15 protein-coding genes are annotated in these 16,534 nt (G+C 62.8%); 11 read left to right on the forward strand and 4 right to left on the reverse strand.

Annotated elements, in window-relative coordinates; genetic code table 11:
* Positions 1-18 precede the first annotated feature (18 nt).
* On the reverse strand, positions 19-834 hold the full coding sequence (locus FHW69_RS14035; RefSeq protein WP_183423709.1) for a helix-turn-helix transcriptional regulator: 816 nt from the start codon (positions 832-834) through the stop codon (positions 19-21).
* A 98-nt stretch (positions 835-932) separates the two neighbouring features.
* On the opposite strand from FHW69_RS14035, the gene FHW69_RS14040 reads away from it, so the two are divergent.
* The 5 genes from FHW69_RS14040 to FHW69_RS14065 all read left to right on the forward strand — a co-directional run bounded on the left by FHW69_RS14040 (position 933) and on the right by FHW69_RS14065 (position 5,536).
* Complete coding sequence (locus tag FHW69_RS14040; RefSeq protein ID WP_183423710.1) at positions 933-2,498, forward strand: NAD(P)/FAD-dependent oxidoreductase; 1,566 nt, start codon at positions 933-935, stop codon at positions 2,496-2,498.
* Positions 2,499-2,762: 264 nt separating this feature from the next.
* A complete protein-coding gene (locus FHW69_RS14045) occupies positions 2,763-3,848 on the forward strand; it encodes an alpha/beta fold hydrolase (RefSeq protein ID WP_221195551.1) in 1,086 nt (361 codons plus the stop codon).
* On the forward strand, positions 3,845-4,126 hold the full coding sequence (locus tag FHW69_RS14050; RefSeq protein WP_183423712.1) for a hypothetical protein: 282 nt from the start codon (positions 3,845-3,847) through the stop codon (positions 4,124-4,126). Before FHW69_RS14045 ends, FHW69_RS14050 begins: the two co-directional genes overlap by 4 nt.
* Positions 4,127-4,182: 56 nt before the next feature.
* A complete protein-coding gene (locus tag FHW69_RS14055; RefSeq protein ID WP_183423713.1) occupies positions 4,183-4,377 on the forward strand; it encodes a hypothetical protein in 195 nt (64 codons plus the stop codon).
* A gap of 262 nt (positions 4,378-4,639) precedes the next feature.
* Positions 4,640-5,536: a patatin-like phospholipase family protein gene (locus FHW69_RS14065; protein ID WP_221195552.1), complete on the forward strand. Its 897-nt coding sequence runs from the start codon at positions 4,640-4,642 to the stop codon at positions 5,534-5,536.
* Between the two features lie 373 nt (positions 5,537-5,909).
* On the opposite strand, the gene FHW69_RS14070 is transcribed toward FHW69_RS14065, so the two are convergent.
* Together FHW69_RS14070 and FHW69_RS14075 are read right to left on the reverse strand one after the other, a co-directional pair.
* Positions 5,910-6,461, reverse strand: a complete 552-nt coding sequence (locus tag FHW69_RS14070) for a hypothetical protein (RefSeq protein WP_183423715.1) — start codon at positions 6,459-6,461, stop codon at positions 5,910-5,912.
* 41 nt (positions 6,462-6,502) lie between these two features.
* The gene (locus FHW69_RS14075) at positions 6,503-7,408 is read right to left on the reverse strand and encodes an AraC family transcriptional regulator (RefSeq protein ID WP_183423716.1); all 906 of its coding nucleotides are present in this window, start codon (positions 7,406-7,408) and stop codon (positions 6,503-6,505) included.
* A gap of 166 nt (positions 7,409-7,574) precedes the next feature.
* On the opposite strand from FHW69_RS14075, the gene FHW69_RS14080 reads away from it, so the two are divergent.
* The 3 genes from FHW69_RS14080 (at position 7,575) to FHW69_RS14090 (ending at position 9,947) form a co-directional block, all read left to right on the forward strand.
* Positions 7,575-8,183, forward strand: a complete 609-nt coding sequence (locus FHW69_RS14080; RefSeq protein WP_183423717.1) for a TetR/AcrR family transcriptional regulator — start codon at positions 7,575-7,577, stop codon at positions 8,181-8,183.
* 50 nt (positions 8,184-8,233) lie between these two features.
* Positions 8,234-8,932, forward strand: a complete 699-nt coding sequence (locus FHW69_RS14085; RefSeq protein ID WP_183423718.1) for an AraC family transcriptional regulator — start codon at positions 8,234-8,236, stop codon at positions 8,930-8,932.
* Positions 8,933-8,999: 67 nt separating this feature from the next.
* Entirely contained in the window at positions 9,000-9,947 is a 948-nt protein-coding gene (locus tag FHW69_RS14090) for a DMT family transporter (protein WP_183423719.1), read from the forward strand.
* Between the two features lie 26 nt (positions 9,948-9,973).
* Here FHW69_RS14090 and FHW69_RS14095 read toward each other — a convergent pair whose 3' ends face one another.
* Positions 9,974-13,102, reverse strand: a complete 3,129-nt coding sequence (locus FHW69_RS14095; RefSeq protein ID WP_183423720.1) for an efflux RND transporter permease subunit — start codon at positions 13,100-13,102, stop codon at positions 9,974-9,976.
* A gap of 209 nt (positions 13,103-13,311) precedes the next feature.
* Here FHW69_RS14095 and FHW69_RS14100 point away from each other — a divergent pair, with 209 nt between their 5' ends.
* From FHW69_RS14100 to FHW69_RS14110, 3 genes are all read left to right on the forward strand, one after another.
* Entirely contained in the window at positions 13,312-14,340 is a 1,029-nt protein-coding gene (locus FHW69_RS14100; protein WP_183423721.1) for an NAD(P)-dependent alcohol dehydrogenase, read from the forward strand.
* A 92-nt stretch (positions 14,341-14,432) separates the two neighbouring features.
* Complete coding sequence (locus tag FHW69_RS14105; protein ID WP_183423722.1) at positions 14,433-15,635, forward strand: MFS transporter; 1,203 nt, start codon at positions 14,433-14,435, stop codon at positions 15,633-15,635.
* 23 nt (positions 15,636-15,658) lie between these two features.
* On the forward strand, positions 15,659-16,534 hold the full coding sequence (locus FHW69_RS14110) for a LysR family transcriptional regulator (protein ID WP_183423723.1): 876 nt from the start codon (positions 15,659-15,661) through the stop codon (positions 16,532-16,534).

The following is a 16,534-nucleotide window of genomic DNA, read 5'->3' on the forward strand; positions in this document are numbered from 1 at the left end:
CGATGGGGGCAAGCATAGTCACCCGCCCCGCTCAACAAAAAATCGCCCCGGCGTACTGCCGAAGCCGCGCCGGAACATCGCAATGAAATTACTCGGCGTGGCATAGCCCAGGGCGTCGGCGATCTCGGCGACGGGCACGCCTTGCGCAAGCATCTCCAGCGCGTGGGTCAGGCGGGCCTGCTGGCGCCACTGGGCGAAACTCAGCGCCGTTTCCGCCGCGAACAGGCGGCTCAACGTGCGCGACGAAAGCCCCGCCCACTCGGCCCATTGCTCCAGCGTGCGCGAGTCATTCGGCTGTCTCAGCACCGCGTTGGCGATACGCAACAGGCGGCGGTCCACAGGCATGGGCAGATGCAGCGCCTCGTGCGGTGCATGGCGGATTTCTTCCAACAACACCGCAGCCATGCGTTTCTGTGCCGTGCTCAATTCATCCAGATCCGACCAGGACACTGCTCTGCGGACCAGCGCAAGCATGAGTTCGTTGACGCCGATCACGCATGGCCGCTTCGGCAAGGGACGGCAGGCACGCGGAGCAATCAGCAGGCTCCATCCGCCCATCACGCCCGTGACGCTGATCTTGTGCGGCTCGCCGGGTGGTATCCAGCCGGCGCGATGCGGCGGCAGCAACCACGACCCCTGCCTTGTGCGCACGTGCATCAGACCGCTTTCAACGCAGAACACTTGCCCGCGCACATGGTGGTGCCAGTCGATCTCGCGGGTGCCCAGCCGAAAATCACCGCCGTCGGCCGCGTCGCCGCGAACCGCGATCAGCCCGGGGCCTTCTGTACGCTCGCTGTGGTCAATGGGTTTGGTTGAAACCCGTCGTTTCGTCATGGCCGAATCGCATTATTTCTTGTCTATATAACGTTATCGTGTTTTCCGCCTCTGGCCCAGCATGGCCAGCATCCGCCATCCACACCCTGAGGCTCCCCATGCTGCCCCTTGCCGAATCCTTCTCTGTCCATGACGTTGCATCCTTCCCCCTCGTATGGCTGTCGGCCGACCAGGTAACAGCCGGCTACGCTGCACAGTGGAAAGAGGAAATGGATGCGTTGATCCAGTGCGGGCGGCCGTTCGTGGTGCTGCATGGTGCGGGCCATGGCGACGAGCAGCATGAGGACCGGAAGGAGCGCGGCATCTGGTTGAAGCGAAACAAGGACGCCCTCGCGCGTTGCTGCCCGGGCATCGTCAGTGTCGAGCCCGATCCGATCAAACGCCAGGCAGCCAAAGCCATGGCCATCATGGCAGTCAAGGCATTTGGCATTCCGGCCCATGTAACGGCGACGCGCGAAGAGGCTTGCGACATCGCAAAACAGCTGCTGCGAGAGGCGGGCGTATTGCGCGTGGCTATCGTGGGCGCAGGACCAGGCGGCCTGTGTCTTGCGCAGGGTTTGCGCAAGCACGGCATGCTGTTTGATGTGTACGAACGCGATGCTGCACCGGACAGCCGTACACAGGGCTACCGCATCCGTATTGACCACACTGGCCAGGAAGCGCTGCGAGCATGCCAGTCAGAGGCCGACCATGACCTGTTTCAGCGCACATGCGCGCTGCCGGTGGCGGGCACCCGCGTGCTGGATACGCAAGGGAACGATGTCACCGACCGCTGGGTGGACGCATGGCGGAAGGAGCCGGCCGATGCCGACGACGCAGATCGCAGCGCGCATCGACAGACCATGCGCGAGGTGCTGATGCGTGGCATCGACGATCACATGCATTTTGCGAAGGCATTCGCGCGCTACGAGGAACACGCCGAAGGCGTGACCGTGCACTTCACCGACGGCACCCACGTTGACGTCGATGTGCTGGTGGGTGCCGACGGCGTGCAGTCCGCCGTACGTCGCCAGCGCCTTCCCGGCCATGATCCCGTGGACACCGATTCGGTCTGCATCTACGGCAAGACCTGGCCCGATGCGTACTCCGGCTGCCCTGCGACATTGAAAAACAGCACTTCCATTGTTTTCGCCGATGGCATGTCGGTCATCCTGGATGCCATGCGCTTCGATGCGTCGGTTCGCGATAATGACCTGAGCCGCGTCGATGATTACCTTTACTGGGCCATCATCGGAACCCGCGAAGCGTTCGGCTTGCCCGAAGGCACCCCTGTGTCACTGCGCAAAGACCAGCTCGCCGCGCTAGTCCACGAAGCGACCGCGTCATGGGCGCCTTCCGTGCACGGCGTGTTTACCCACGGCGACAGCTCTACGCTGGCCATGGCCGCCATTCACAGCGCCGGCGGTGTTCCGGTCTGGGAAAGCAGCCGGGTTACCGTAATGGGAGATGCTGTCCACGTAATGAGCCCGGCGGGCGGCCTGGGGGCCAACACGGCGCTGCGCGATGCGCAGGTGTTGACCGAGTGTCTGGCCTTGGCAACACCATCGACCGTACCCGGCGCCACAGCCATGTACGAAGCAAGCATGCGTCGCTACGCCACGCACGCGCTGGAAGCCTCGGAAACCAGCTCACGCATGCTGTTCGGGCAGATCGCCGCGCGTTGATGTCGCCTGTTGGCCCCGCGGGATCGAACTGCGGGGCCGCCCTGTCACCGTGCGTTTTTGAAACGCATCCTGCGATACGAAAATACCGGCAATCATCCGAGGCCCAGAATTTGGGTCATGGGTATTTATCATCATCTCAGACGGCGACTTGCTGGAGTCGCCCTCACCGCCTCCGTTCTCTGTGTTGCCGGCTGGGGGGCATACGGCAACAACGTCCGGGCCGCCGACTCCTTTTACTCTGGCCAAACCATCAACCTGTCGGGCGTGCCAGGCACACTGATCCGCTATGAGTACCTGACTGGTGCTCCACTGGGTGCCACGGCATACCGGGTGCTGTACCGGTCCACGGGCATACATGGTGAGCCCATTGCCGTCTCCGGCGTTGTAGTGATACCGCCAGATACCGCACCGGCAGGCGGGCGTCCCATCGTGGCCTGGGCGCATCCCACCACGGGCGTGATCTCACGCTGCGCCCCCTCCGAAGCGCGCTTCGTCTTCCAGTCCATGATGGGGCTGCGCACCATGGTCCGGCATGGCTATATCGTGGCCGCCACGGATTATGCGGGCCTGGGGACGCAGGGGCCGCATCCATACCTGGTGGGAGCCAGCGAGGCACGCGCCGTGCTCGATGCGGTGCGTGCGGCAAGGCAGATTCCGGATGCGGGGGCCGGTGACCGCTTTACCGTGTGGGGACACTCGCAAGGTGGCCAGGCGGCGCTGTTCACCGGCATGCTTGCTTCGTCCTATGCACCTGAACTGCACTTGCTGGGTGTGGCCGTTGCAGCTCCGGCGACCGATCTGAAAGCGCTGCTGCGCGACGATGCCGACACCGATGGGGGTCGCAATGTAACCGCCATGACGCTCTGGTCCTGGCAGCGCGTTTACGGCGCGCCGATGGATCGCCTGGTGGCGACGTCAGCCCGGCCTGCGGTCGACGCGCTATCCAACGAGTGCATCGAGTCGCCCATCGACATGGTCGAACGGCACTACTCCCAGCGCCCTCTGCAAACACAGTTCCTCAGCGCCCCGGACATCACGACCATCGAGCCGTGGAAGTCGCTGCTGGAAGCCAACATCGCAGGGGCCCTCCCCTCCGCCATCCCCGTATTCATCGCGCAAGGCACCGCCGACCGGCTGGTGCTTCCGCGCGTGACGCGCGCTTATGCGCTGAAGCTATGTGACGCAGGCAGCCCCGTTCAGTACGTGGATCTCCCGGGCGTGGGTCACGGCTTGGCGGCCAGCTACAGCGCGCTGCAAGCGGTGCAATGGATGACCGACCGCTTCAACAACCAGAAGCCACCCGACACCTGCCCCACCCTTTCCACCTCTCAACAAGGCACATCACCATGAAGAAAACACTGTTCACTGGCATCATCCTCGTGGCCACCAGCACCTTCGGCTGCGCCACCATGGCCCAGCAGCCGCCGCGCGTCGACATCGGTTCGCGCCACGGCAATCTGCGCGATGCGCAGCAGCACATCGTGCAGGCATGGCAGCTGATCAGCACGGCGCAGTACGACAACGATTCGCGGCTCGGCGGCCACGCGGCCCGCGCGAAGGAATTGCTCAACGAAGCCAACGAAGAACTTCGCCTGGCGGCCGACGTTGCCAACGAGCACGAGCGCTGAACAACGCCCCAGACGACAACACCCGGCCCAGAGTCCTCTGGCCGGGTGTTGTCGTTGTGCGGAACGACCGTGCTTCGCACGATCAACGCGACGCTGTCACCTTCCCGGCGAACTCCCGACCGGATGTCCTGATCGGCGACCGTGCCTACGATAGCGAGGATCTGGATGACGGTCTACGCGGCAAGGTCATCAAGTTGATGTCGCCGCATCGCAAGAACCGGAAGAAGCCCAAGGCACAAGACGGCCGGTAGCTTCGCCGATACAAACAACGCTGGATCGTGGAGCGGTTCTTCGCATGGATCAAGCACAAGCTCCGATTGCTGAACCGCTGGGAGTTTCAACCTGAGAATTTCCTCGGTTTTGTGCAGGTTTCTGCGGCTATTCTGCTGCTAAGGCAATTCTGAGATAGGTTCCAGGCACCTTCATGCACAACGCGTCACACAATGCTGCGCGCCATACAGTAGCGTATGCAAAAGCATGCGCGTACAGTCGTAGGGATTACAGATCGATCGGATGGACACGATGTCTGCTATGGCGCGGATGGCCAACTACAAATTCGACCAGGTGGAGACCTTGGTCTTTGCTGGCGGCGGCAATCGTTGCTGGTGGCAGGCGGGACTTCTAACCCAGCTGTTCGACTCGGGCTTCGAACGCCCGCAAAGATTCGTCGGAACCAGTGGTGGCGCGGCGGTAGCCGCATCGCTTTTGACGCATGGCGCGCAACATGCGCTGGACACATGCATTGCGGCATATGCCGCCAACCCGAGCATCTTCGACTTTTCTCGGCGGCCCGAACTACGATTTGCGCACACGACGATCTATCCCGCGTGGATTGCGTCTTTCCTCAACGCTGAATCGTTCTCCAGGTTCCGCGCATCCACGACAACCCTTACGGTTGCGGTGACACGGCCAACAAAACTGCTTGGCGTCGGTGGCAGCGTCCTCGCGGGAACGCTCGCATACCTTGTCGAAAAGTACTGCTCCAAGAGCCTGCACCCAAAGCTGCCCAAGCGGCTGGGGCTCCGTCAGGATTTCCTCACGATTTGCGCTGACACATCAATGGACGCTGCCCAGACGTTGCTAGTGGCGTCTGCTACGGCACCGCCAATCATGCCGGCGCGGCGGGTCAATGGAGATTTCGCCTTAGACGGTGGTTTCGTAGACAACGTGCCCGTGGAAGAGCAAACGCTTGAGCAGCGTCGCAGAACGTTAGTGCTATTGACGCGCCATTATCCGGGTTTGCCAACGTTATTCACCTTGGACGACAGAACGTACTTGCAGCCGAGCGCGAAGGTGCCCGTTTCGACGTGGGACTGCACGGCTAAAACAGATGTGACACGCGCATTCGAGATGGGGCGGCGGGATGCCTTGAGCTCCATGCAGTCTGGGTTATTGACCCAAACGGTTTAAGCGCAGCGGAAACCAGCTCACGCATTCTCTTCGGACAGATGGCCACCCCCTGATGTCGCCTGTTGGCCGGGCGGGCTCAAGCCCCGGGTACGCCCTGACACCGTGCGTTTTTGAAATGCATTCCACACGAAAACACCCGACCCAGAGTCCTCTGGCCGGGTGTTTTCGTCTGTGCGGAACCACCATGCTTGCGGACGGGGTGAGGCTCCATTCGGCAGAGGCCACAACCAGCGCCGTCAGATGGCCCGGCGACTTGTCCCTTTCATATGCCGCAAGCGCCTGCTCGAACGCGGGCTTTCGTCATCTGCACGTACTGCGCGTGCCACTCGCTGTCCGGCGCGGTGTCCAGCAACCGGGCTTTGTCTGCAAAAAATCAGTTCGGGTCGGCCGCATTGCGCAAGCTGCGCGGATACCACAACGTGAAGCGGTAGGCACCGTAGAGCGAGCCGATGATGATGAAGGCTATCGTGCGTGTGGGCACCAGGTTATGGAGCATCGCCACGTCCGCAGCGATGATTGCGGCAAACGCGGCAGCCCAGGCCAGCGAAATGATTCGGTTAGTGCGCAGGAACCGTGGTGACGACCAAAGCTCGGGCGCGACCTGTTCTTTCGCATAGTCGATGGTGAAGGGCCTTCCCATCGCGATGGTGATGAGTATCAGCAGCAACAAGCCGCTGTCCACGCAGGTGCGCACCATCGCAATGGACATTGTGGCGCCGGATATCCAGACAATGATGGCCAGCGCACCGAACAGCACGAACGTGCCTGCATCCAGCAGTTTCAGTCGATGGCTGGCTCCGGACAGATCGCGAATCAGGAAGCATGCCGCCGTCAGCGAGCCGCCGATCAGGCCAAGTGTGGAATAGCCAAGCGTACTGGCTATGGCGAAGACGATGAAAGGAAGGAAAGCGAGAAGAATTTTCATGGGAGGACTCTGCGTATCAGATATAGAAGTCGTTGGGCGTGTCAGGCCACGTGTACCGCAACACTTATGCGCCACTCGCGCGGCGTCATGCCCGCGTAGCGTTTGAACACGGTGCAGAAGTGCGCCTGCGTGCCGAATCCTGTCGCCAGGGCAATCTGGCAAAGCGTCCACGACGTATGGCGCATCAATTCCATTGCCCGCGCCACCCGCTCTTCCAGCAGGTAATGATGCGGACGCTTGCCGGTGGCAGCGCGAAACTGCGCGGCGAAATGCATCGGCGAGATGCCTGCGGCGTGCGCCATGTTTTCCAGCGTGACTGGTTCAGCCAGATGCTCGCGCACATAGCGGATCACGTGCGCCATCCGGTAAGAGGCCAGAGCCTGAGGATGCCGGGCCGGTGCCCTGCGGATGCGGTCGTCTGCACCGGCAACGATCAGCCGCTCCACAATCGCCTGAACCAGCGGTCTGGCAAACGCACTTTGAATGTCTTCGTGCGCCGACTGCATCAGCAGTTTCACCAGTTGCTGAAGCATCGCATCGCCATGCCTGCACGGCTTCTTGCGCGAGAGGATGGCAAGCATGCGGTCGCTGATGCGCCCCTGCCAGTAACTTGTGGGCACCGTGAGAATCAGCTCTTCGCCGTCGTTGACCCATTCGGTGCGAACCACATCGTTGGGCGCACTGGCGAAGACGAATCCGGCGGCGGCCTCGCCGCAATGCCTCCAGTCCGTGTCTGCTTTCAGTGCGATGCGGCACCGTCCAAATGGAAAGCGCAGCACCACCGCATCGCTGGGGGTGAGAACCGGGGCGCCAAGGTCGCCCGCGCGCCGCATGGACACTGTCGCGGTGAGGCGCGTCCGAAGCATCGTGAGGTCGGCGGCCTCCGCCCATCCGGGATGGGTGGAGGCCACAGGCACCGGCCGGGCCGGCGCAGGAACACTGAGCATGTCGTTACTCCCCCGGCATGCAGGCAGCCGGACAGGATGGTCGTTATGAGTTCCGGCTGAAAACGACCCTGCGTCGATGTTCGCCTATATCTTTACGCTGTAAAGATACATTGGGCCGACCACAGGTCCCTGTCAATAGGTATTTTTACGGTGGTAAGATGAATTCATGAAGACCACCCCGTACCACCATGGCGCCCTGAAGGAAGCGCTGATCGCCGCCGCCGAGGCCATCCTGCGACGCGACGGCCTGAACGCGCTCACGCTGCGGGCGGCGGCACGCGAAGCGGGCGTCTCGCACGCCGCCCCGTCCCATCACTTTGGCGACCTCACGGGCCTGCTGACCGAGCTTGCTGCCAGCGGCTTCCAGCGATTTGGAGACCAGCTGCGCACTGCCAGGGCCGCAGCAGACAGCAAACGCTGGGACGGCGCGCGGGCCTATATGGCCTTTGCGCAGGAAAACCCGGCCTTGTTCCAGCTGATGTTCCGCTCCGACCGCCTGGATGGCAGCAACCCGATTTTCAGGGAGGCGCGCGTGAAAGCACTGAGCGTCCTGGCCGATGTGCATCAGGCCCCCGTCATGCAGCCGAGCCTTGAACAGCTTGGCGCCATGCTGAGCGGCTGGTCTCTGATTCACGGCTACACCCTGCTGCTTCTGGATGGACGGCTGACACCCGTGCTTGGCATCGCGCCGGAAGGCACCACGCCGGAAAACCTGCTGGAAGCCGTGCTGTCCGCCGCCGACAAGCGCCGGATCGCCCCGCCCGACGGCGCCTGAGGATTCATGCGTACTGTCGTCAGCGCGCACTCACCGGCACAATAACGCCCATGCATGTCCCGGCATTTCATCTGCGCACGTATGGTCCGTCTACAGGACTGGACCGTCACGATCACGCGCAATGGGTGTTGCCGATCTGCGGCGAGCTTGAGTTCGAGCTGTCCGGCACAGTCGGGCGTCTTGGCGGCACGCATGGCGCTTTTGTCGCAGCAGACGAACGGCACGATCAGCTGGCGCTTGCAGACAATCAATGGCTGATCATCGACTGCCCGGCTGGCCTGATGGATGACCAGACCCACGAAGCATTGTGCAGACAGCGCTGGCTGGCGCTGCCTGCACAGATCCGTAGACAGGTGAACGCCGTCCGCTCGACGCACGATGCTGCCGCCCTCTGGCCGATGCTGCTCGCGCACTTCGCTCCGGAAGCAAAACACGCCCGGCTGCATGCGCTGTGCGCGTCCATCAATGCCGACCCCGGCGCGCCGTGGCCTGTGGAGAGGATGGCGCATGCGCTGGGCGCGAGCATCAGTCGAACGCACGCCCTGTTCCGCGCGTATTTTGATTGCTCGCCGCAGGCCTGGCTTTCGGCCACCCGACTGCGTCACGCGAGGCACGCCATGCAAACCACGCAGAGGCCGCTGGTCGATATTGCGCACTCGCTCGGTTATTCGGAGCAAAGCGCGCTGACCCGCGCGTTCCGCCGTGAACACGGCGTGTCGCCAGCGGCATGGCGCCGGCTCAACCAGTAGGCTGGGTCAAGACCGGCGTCCCGGCTGCTCCTTATGCTGGCGGCAAGTCTTCTTTTCGTAAGTGATCATGCGAACTTCGATTCTGTGGGGTGTGGCCAACGCCGCGGCCGCCGGTGCGCTGTGGGGCATCATCTTTCTGGCGCCTGCGGTCCTGCCCGACTTTTCACCGCTTGAACTCTCCGTGGGACGCTATCTGGCGTATGGCGTGCTGTCGGCCATCATGCTTGCTTCCCGCTGGAAGTCGTTGCGGCCCCGGCTGGGCAGGCGTGAGTGGAGTGGACTGTTCGAGCTGAGCCTCACGGGCAACCTCGTTTATTTCGTGCTGCTGGCCTTTGCCGTGCAGACAGCGGGAGGCGCGGCCAGCTCGCTGATCGTGGGGTTGGTGCCCGTGGTCGTGACGCTTGTTGCGCTGCGCGATCCGGCATCCATTCCATTGCGCCATCTGCTCCCTGCCCTTGCACTGAGTATTTCGGGCGTGACGCTCGTGGGCTGGCAGGCGCTCGCCAGCGAACAGGTCAGCACCACGTGGACGATGCGGTTGCTGGGGCTGCTTTGCGCCTTTGGTGCCCTGCTGTCGTGGTCGGCGTATTCCATCCGCAACAGTCGCTGGCTGGCGCGTCGCCCTGATATCAGCGGATACGAATGGTCGCTGCTTATCGGCGTGATGACCGGACTGGTGTCGCTGGTGCTCGTGCCTGTCTCCTACATGGCATCGACCCAGACGCATCCAGCGGGGCGATGGATGGCGTTCGCCGCCGTATCTGCCGGCCTGGCCATCATGGCGTCCATTCTGGGCAATGCCTTCTGGAACAAGACCAGCCGTCTGCTGCCGATGTCGCTTGCCGGACAGATGATCGTCTTTGAAACGATCTTTGCGCTGATCTACACCTTCGTCTGGCAATTGCGCTGGCCAACCTTGATCGAAGGACTGGCTATCGTGTGCATGCTGGCCGGCGTGGTGTTGTGCGCCCGCGCGCACGATTCAGGGCGACACGGCGTAACGAGCGGAGATTGATTTTTCCCGTAACGTCGCGGGCGGCCTCAAGCCGTCGCAACGGCACCCAACTTCCGCAGGCGGCGGCGCGCCCTGGCCTCGGCTCTGTCGTGAGACCACAGATAAATCGCCGGCGTGCTGAGCAACGTCAGCAACTGCGACACGAGCAGGCCGCCGAGGATGGCGATGCCCAGCGGGCGACGCATTTCCGATCCCACGCCAAAGCCGATTGCCAGAGGTAAAGCGGCGCCCATGGCAGCCAGCGTCGTCATCGTGATGGGACGGAAGCGCACGCGGGCCGCTTCCACAATGGCCTGGATGGATGAATAGCCGCGCTCGCGTTCGGCGACCAGCGCGAAGTCGACCATCATGATCGCGTTCTTCTTCACAATGCCGATGAGCATCAGCACGGCAATGATGGACATCATAGTCAGGGGCGTCTGCGTCACCAGCATGGCCAGGTAGGCACCCATGCCGGCGGCCGGCAGCGTGGAGAGAATGGTCAGCGGATGGATCAGGCTTTCATAAAGCATGCCCAGAAGCACGTACATGATGAGGATCACCGAGACGATCATGACGCTGACTCCCACCAGTGCATCGATGAGCTTCTGATTGGTCCCCGCATACTCCTTCTGAACACCGGGTGGCAGCCGCGTGTTGTCCACCAGATGGTCGACGATGCGGATGCCGTCCACCTGGCTGACGCCCGAGGCCAGGTTGTAACTGATCGACGAGGATTGCAGCTGGTTGTAATGCATGATGACCGCCGGCGTGATCGTGGGCGCGATGGTCGCGAAAGCCGATAGTGGCAGCATGTTGCCGCGCTGCCCCGCCACATAGGTATTCATCAGCGCGCCGGGTTGTAACGAGTTGGCACCCGACGCCGTCAGGATCACGCGATACGGATTGATGTCCGAGTAAATGGTCGATACGGGGCGCTGTCCGAATGCGTTGTACAGCGCGTCATCAACCTGCGCCATGCTGACACCCAGGCGAGCGGCCGCATCGCGATCAACGGTCACCTTCTGTTGCATGCCGATGCCATCGAAGCTGGTGTGGATGTCGCGCACCTGCGAAAGCTGCCCCATCTTCTTCGCCAATTGCAGCGTCGTGTCCTGCAAGCTGCCCCCGGACGAACTGGTCAGTTGCAGCTGATACTGCGCGCCGCCGGAGCGCGTATCCCCGCCGCCGCCAAAGAACTGAACAGGCGACATGGTCACCGTCACATCCGCAAACACCTTGTACGTCGCAGCAAGTCCATCAATCACTTCCTGCACGCTCTTCGCACGCCTCGCGATGGGCTTGAGGTCAACATAAAGCGTGCTCGTATTGCCCACAGCCCCGCCCGAAGTCTGGCTACCGCCAAGAATGGCCGTGACATCCGCCACAGCCGGATCGGCCAGCGCCATCGCCGCCACCTCCCGTGTGCGCTCGGCCAGCCGCCCCGGTGACACGTTCGTATCGGCGCGGATCGTTGCCTGCAACATGCCAAGGTCTTCGTCGGGCATAAGGCCACCACCTGCCGTCATCGCCACCGCCGCAGCGAGACCGCCGGTCATCAGCAGCAGGATTGCGGGCTGCCAGCGCATCAACCGGCGATGCCGCATGGCCCAGGTCAGCATGCGCTCGTAGTGATGCAGCATGCACTCATCCCAGTGAGCCAGAACGCGAGAAAGGCGTGATGGCGGGTCATCCGGCGCGTGCGTCAGGTAGCGGCCGCACAGCGCTGGCGTGATGGTCAGCGACACCACGGCACTGACGACGATGGCCGCCACCAGGGTGACCGAGAACTCGTGGACCAGCGACACGAAAAAGTTGTCGCCAAAGACCATGGGAGCAAACACGGCAATGAGCGAAAGCGTGATGGAGATGACCGTGAAGCCGATTTCGCGTGTTCCGGTCACGGCGGCTTCCAGCGGTTCAACACCCAGTTCCAGGTGGCGCACGATGTTTTCGATCACGACGATGGCATCGTCCACCACAAATCCGATAGCCAGCACCAGAGCAATCAACGACAGCGTATTCAACGAGTAGCCGAACATCCACATCGCCACGAATGCACCTGCCAGCGACAGTGGCACGCTGGCCATGGCGATCAGCGTGGGTCCGATCCGCCGCAGAAACAGGAACATCACCAGAGCAACCATCAAGACGCTGATGGCCAGCGCCAGTTCCACTTCGTGCAGGCCTGTTCGGGTGGTCTGGGTCAGATCAAAGATGGGATTGATGTGCACGTCCGCCGGAAGTAGCCCGCGCACTTCGGGAAGCCGCTTCACAATGGCCTCCACCGTCGCAACCGCATTGGCTTCAGGACGCTTGCTCACCTGCATGACGATGGTGCGTTCGCCGTTGTACCAGGCACCCTGATAAGCATCTTCCTGTCCGCTGGTCACGACCGCGACATCGCCCAGCCGCACCGGAACGCCGTTGCGCACGGACACCAGCAGCCGCGAGAACTCGGAGGCCGTGTGCGGACCATCGCCGGACGTCACGGTCATCTGTGTGTGTGCCGTGCTGACTGAACCCAGCGCCGTGGTGACATTGGCCGCGATCAGCGCGTTGCTCACGTCGTTGGTCGTCAGCTTCTTCGCCGCCAGGGCCATGTTGTCCAGCTCGATGCGCACGGCGCGCGGCGATCCGCCGGAGAGGCCAACATTGGCGACACCGCTCACCTGCGCCACGGCGGGCTTTGCCAGCGTGTCTGCCAGATCGTAAAGCTGTTCGGGTGGAACGCTCGCCGAGGTCAGTGTGATAAGCAGGATCGGAATCTGTGCCGTGTCGAACTTGAACGACTCCGGCGGTGAGGGCATGGCTGACGGAAGGTCGACGGCGGCTGCATTGATCGCTGCCTGCACATCGCGCGATGCCGCATCCGTGTTCACTCCGAACTCGAACAACAACTGCACCTGTGCCGATCCCTCGTCAGCAACGCCACTCATCTGCTTGATGCCGGGAATTCGCCCGAGATGCCGTTCAAGCGGTGCCATGACGCGGTTCGCCATGGTCTCTGCGTTGGCGCCCGGCATCTGTGCGACCACGGCAATCGCAGGCAAATCCATTGCCGGGAGCGCCGCCACGCCCATTTGCAGGTATGCCCACAGACCTGCCAGAAGCAGCCCCGCTCCGAGCAATGATGCACCGGCTGGACGCCGGATCCATGCAGCGAAAACGTTCATGTCTGTCCCTGGCCCCCCTCAAGTCTGCGCTGTTCAGTGCGGACTCCTTGACGCTCACGGTAGCCCGCTTGCGGCGCTGTGTACCGTGCCATTGGTCGGTGTCGATTACGGAACTTCATCTCCGCAAGTAACGGAATCGCACCCCAGTCGATCCGCCGCACGGCGCTTCCTATCATTGCCTCACCCTTTTTTCTCCCTGGTATCCGCTCATGAACACGTCGATGAAATGCTGGGAAATCTCCGCGCACGGCATGGAAAACCTCGCCCTGGCAACGGCTCCCCGCCCCCAGCCCAAGCGCGGCGAAATCCTGGTCAAGGTGGATGCCGTGTCGCTGAATTTCCGCGACAAGGAAGTGATGGACCACGGCATGACGGCCAAGCTTCAGTTCCCGTTTGTGCCGACATCCGACATGGCGGGCACCGTGGTGGAAGTGGGTGACGACGTCACGCGCTTTGCCGTGGGTGACAAGGTCATCTCCACCTACATCACCAACTGGATCGACGGCGTGCCGGGCACGTGGGCGCAAATGCCGACGCAGGGTGGCCCCATTCCGGGCATGCTCGCCGAATACGTGGCCACGCCGGCCGACTGGTGCGTTCCTGCACCTTCGTCGTTGAGCCCGGCCCAAGCCGCAACGCTTCCCATCGCGGGGCTCACTGCATGGATGGCGCTGGTGGAAACCGGCGGCCTGAAGGCAGGCGAAACCGTCCTCGTGCAAGGCACAGGTGGTGTGGCCCTGTTCGCGGTGCAGATTGCTGCTGCACACGGCGCCAATGTGATCGTGACCAGCACCAGCGACGAGAAGATCAACCGCGCCAAGGCGCTGGGCGCACGCCATGGCATCAATCGCCTGATTGAGCCGGAGTGGGACGTGGCCGTAAAAGCACTCACCGGCAACCGTGGCGCCGACCACATTCTGGAACTTGCCGGTGGCGATCTTCAGCGCACGCTGCGCGCGGTGAAGCCCGGTGGTCGCATCTCGATCATCGGCCTGCTTGAGTCCGAAGAACTCAGTGCACCGATCATGGCGCTGCTGGCCAGCCGCGCCACGCTCACTGCCGTCGCGGTTGGCCCGCGACGGGCGCTGGAAGACATGGTGCGCATGGTCGAACTGCACGCCATCAAGCCGGTCATCGACAAGGTCTATGCATTTGACGATGCACCGGCCGCGTTCGCCCATCTCGTGCGTGGCGCCGTCGGCAAGATCGTGATCGACGTGAGTGGCCACGGCAGCTAAGCCGCAACCGCAAAAAACTCTCCCCCTGTTGCATGGACGCTGGCGGTTCCGACCGCCAGCGCGTCCGTGCACATCATTTATCCGGACGTCTCATGAATCATTCCATCAAGCCGTTCACCGTCATGCCCTTCATCATTCTTGGGCTTTTCGGCCTGTACACGCTGGAGCTGGGTGTCGTCGGCATCCTGCCGCTGATCGTCGAGCGCTTTGGCGTGACCCTGGCTCAGGCCGGCCTGCTGATGAGCGTGTTTGCGCTTATCGTTGCCCTGTCCGGGCCGTTTCTGGTGCTGCTTTCCTCGCGCATTGAGCGCCGCCGCATCCTGACCGGGTCGTTGCTCTGCTTCACCCTGTGCAGCATGCTTTCCGCATTCGCACCCAACTACACGTCGCTGATGGCACTGCGCGTACTCCCGGCAATGCTACATCCGGTGTTTTTCTCCGCGGCCTTTGCAGCGGCGGTATCGCTTTATCCGGCCGAGCGCGCCGCGCACGCGACCACGGTGGCATTCGTGGGCACCACGCTGGGCCTCGTTTTCGGCGTGCCGCTCACCACGCTGGTGGCGGATGTGCTGTCCTATCAGGCAGCCATGTTGCTGAGCGGCTTTGCCACCGTTCTGGCGGGCCTGGGCTTGCTGCTGCGCCTGCCGGCACAGACGAACGTGCGGCCGCTGTCGTTCGGCCATCAGCTCAATATCCTGCGCCGCCCAGCCGTCTGGCTGGCCATCGCGGCCACCGTGCTGGTGTTCACCACGAAGTTTGCGGTGTACAGCTACGCCGCCCAGCTTCTGAAGAGCAGCGGCGACCTTGGCGCAGCCGCTATCAGTGCGTTGCTGCTGATCTTTGGCGTGGGCGGCGTGCTGGGCAACCTGCTGGCCGGCCGCATGCTCAGCCTGCGCCCGGTGGCGACCGTGCTCGCCTTTCCGGTACTGCTGAGCGCCGTGTACGCAACCCTGTATGTCCTGGATGGCTGCTCCTTCCCCGTGCTGGCTGCCATCGTGTTCGTCTGGGGCGGCATACACACCAGCGGCATGATCATCACGCAGATGTGGCTGACCCGTGCCGCTCCGGAAGCGCATGCTTTTGCGACCAGCCTGTATGTGTCGTTCGCCAACGCCGGTATTGCGCTGGGTGCGTGGATCGGCGGCGTATTCATCGAGGCGAACGGCTTGCCGGGCATGATCGGGTGCGGTCTTGTTTTTGCCGTCCTGTCACTCGCCGCCATCGCTGCAAAGGCCGTACTCTATGGCGCAGGCCCGGGCCCGTTGCGGGTGAGTGCCGCGGGCAACGCCGCTTGAAACCCACGACCGGGGAACGCCGCTTGGACACCATCAGCAACCTTAATGTCTTTGTGCAGGTGGCCCGGGCGCGCAGCATGGTTGCGGCAAGCCGGCAACTGGGTGTTTCCGCCTCCGCCGTTGGCAAGGCTGTTGCCCGGCTTGAGCAGCGACTGGGCGTGCGACTGTTCAACCGGAGCACGCGCAGCGTCACGCTGACCGAGGAAGGCACGTACTTTCTGGAACGTTGCGAGCGCATCCTCCACGAAATTGAATCGGCAGAAGAGGCGTTTTCCGAGACCATGGGCTCGCCGCGAGGCACCCTGAAGGTCAGCATGCCGCTGGTGGGCGATCCGTTCCTGCCCGTGCTCGCAGCTTTCAGGACCGCGTACCCGGAGGTCGAGCTTGAGCTCAACTTTGAAGATCGCCGCGTGGACGTTATCGAAGAAGGCTACGACGCGGTCATCCGGGCCGGCGACGTACCCGATTCGCGGCTGACCGCGCGCACCCTCGGTGAGTACCGCATGATCCTGGTCGGCTCACCGGGCTACTTTGCCCGGCATCCGGCGCCGACGCGCGTGCAGGAATTGAGTAGCCACTCCTGCATCCAGTTCCGCTTTCCGAACACGGGCAAGCTGCAGGAGTGGCCCCTGGGTCAGGACGAAGTGGTGCACCTTCCGCCCTCGGTGGTGTGCAACAGTTTCGAGGCGCGCATCACACTGGCCGTGGCGGATGTCGGCATCGCCTGCCTTCCGGAGTTTGCCGCAAGGCGCTGGCTGGATGAGGGAAAGCTGGTCCAGGTGCTGCCGGAATGTTCGAGCACGGGGCTGTACCGCATCATGTGGCCCTCGGGCCGCCATCCCGTGCCGAAGATCCGTGCATTCGTCGACTACCTGTGCGAGCACCTTTTCAAGACGTGA

Source organism: Luteibacter sp. Sphag1AF (assembly GCF_014192715.1).
Taxonomy (GTDB): domain Bacteria; phylum Pseudomonadota; class Gammaproteobacteria; order Xanthomonadales; family Rhodanobacteraceae; genus Luteibacter.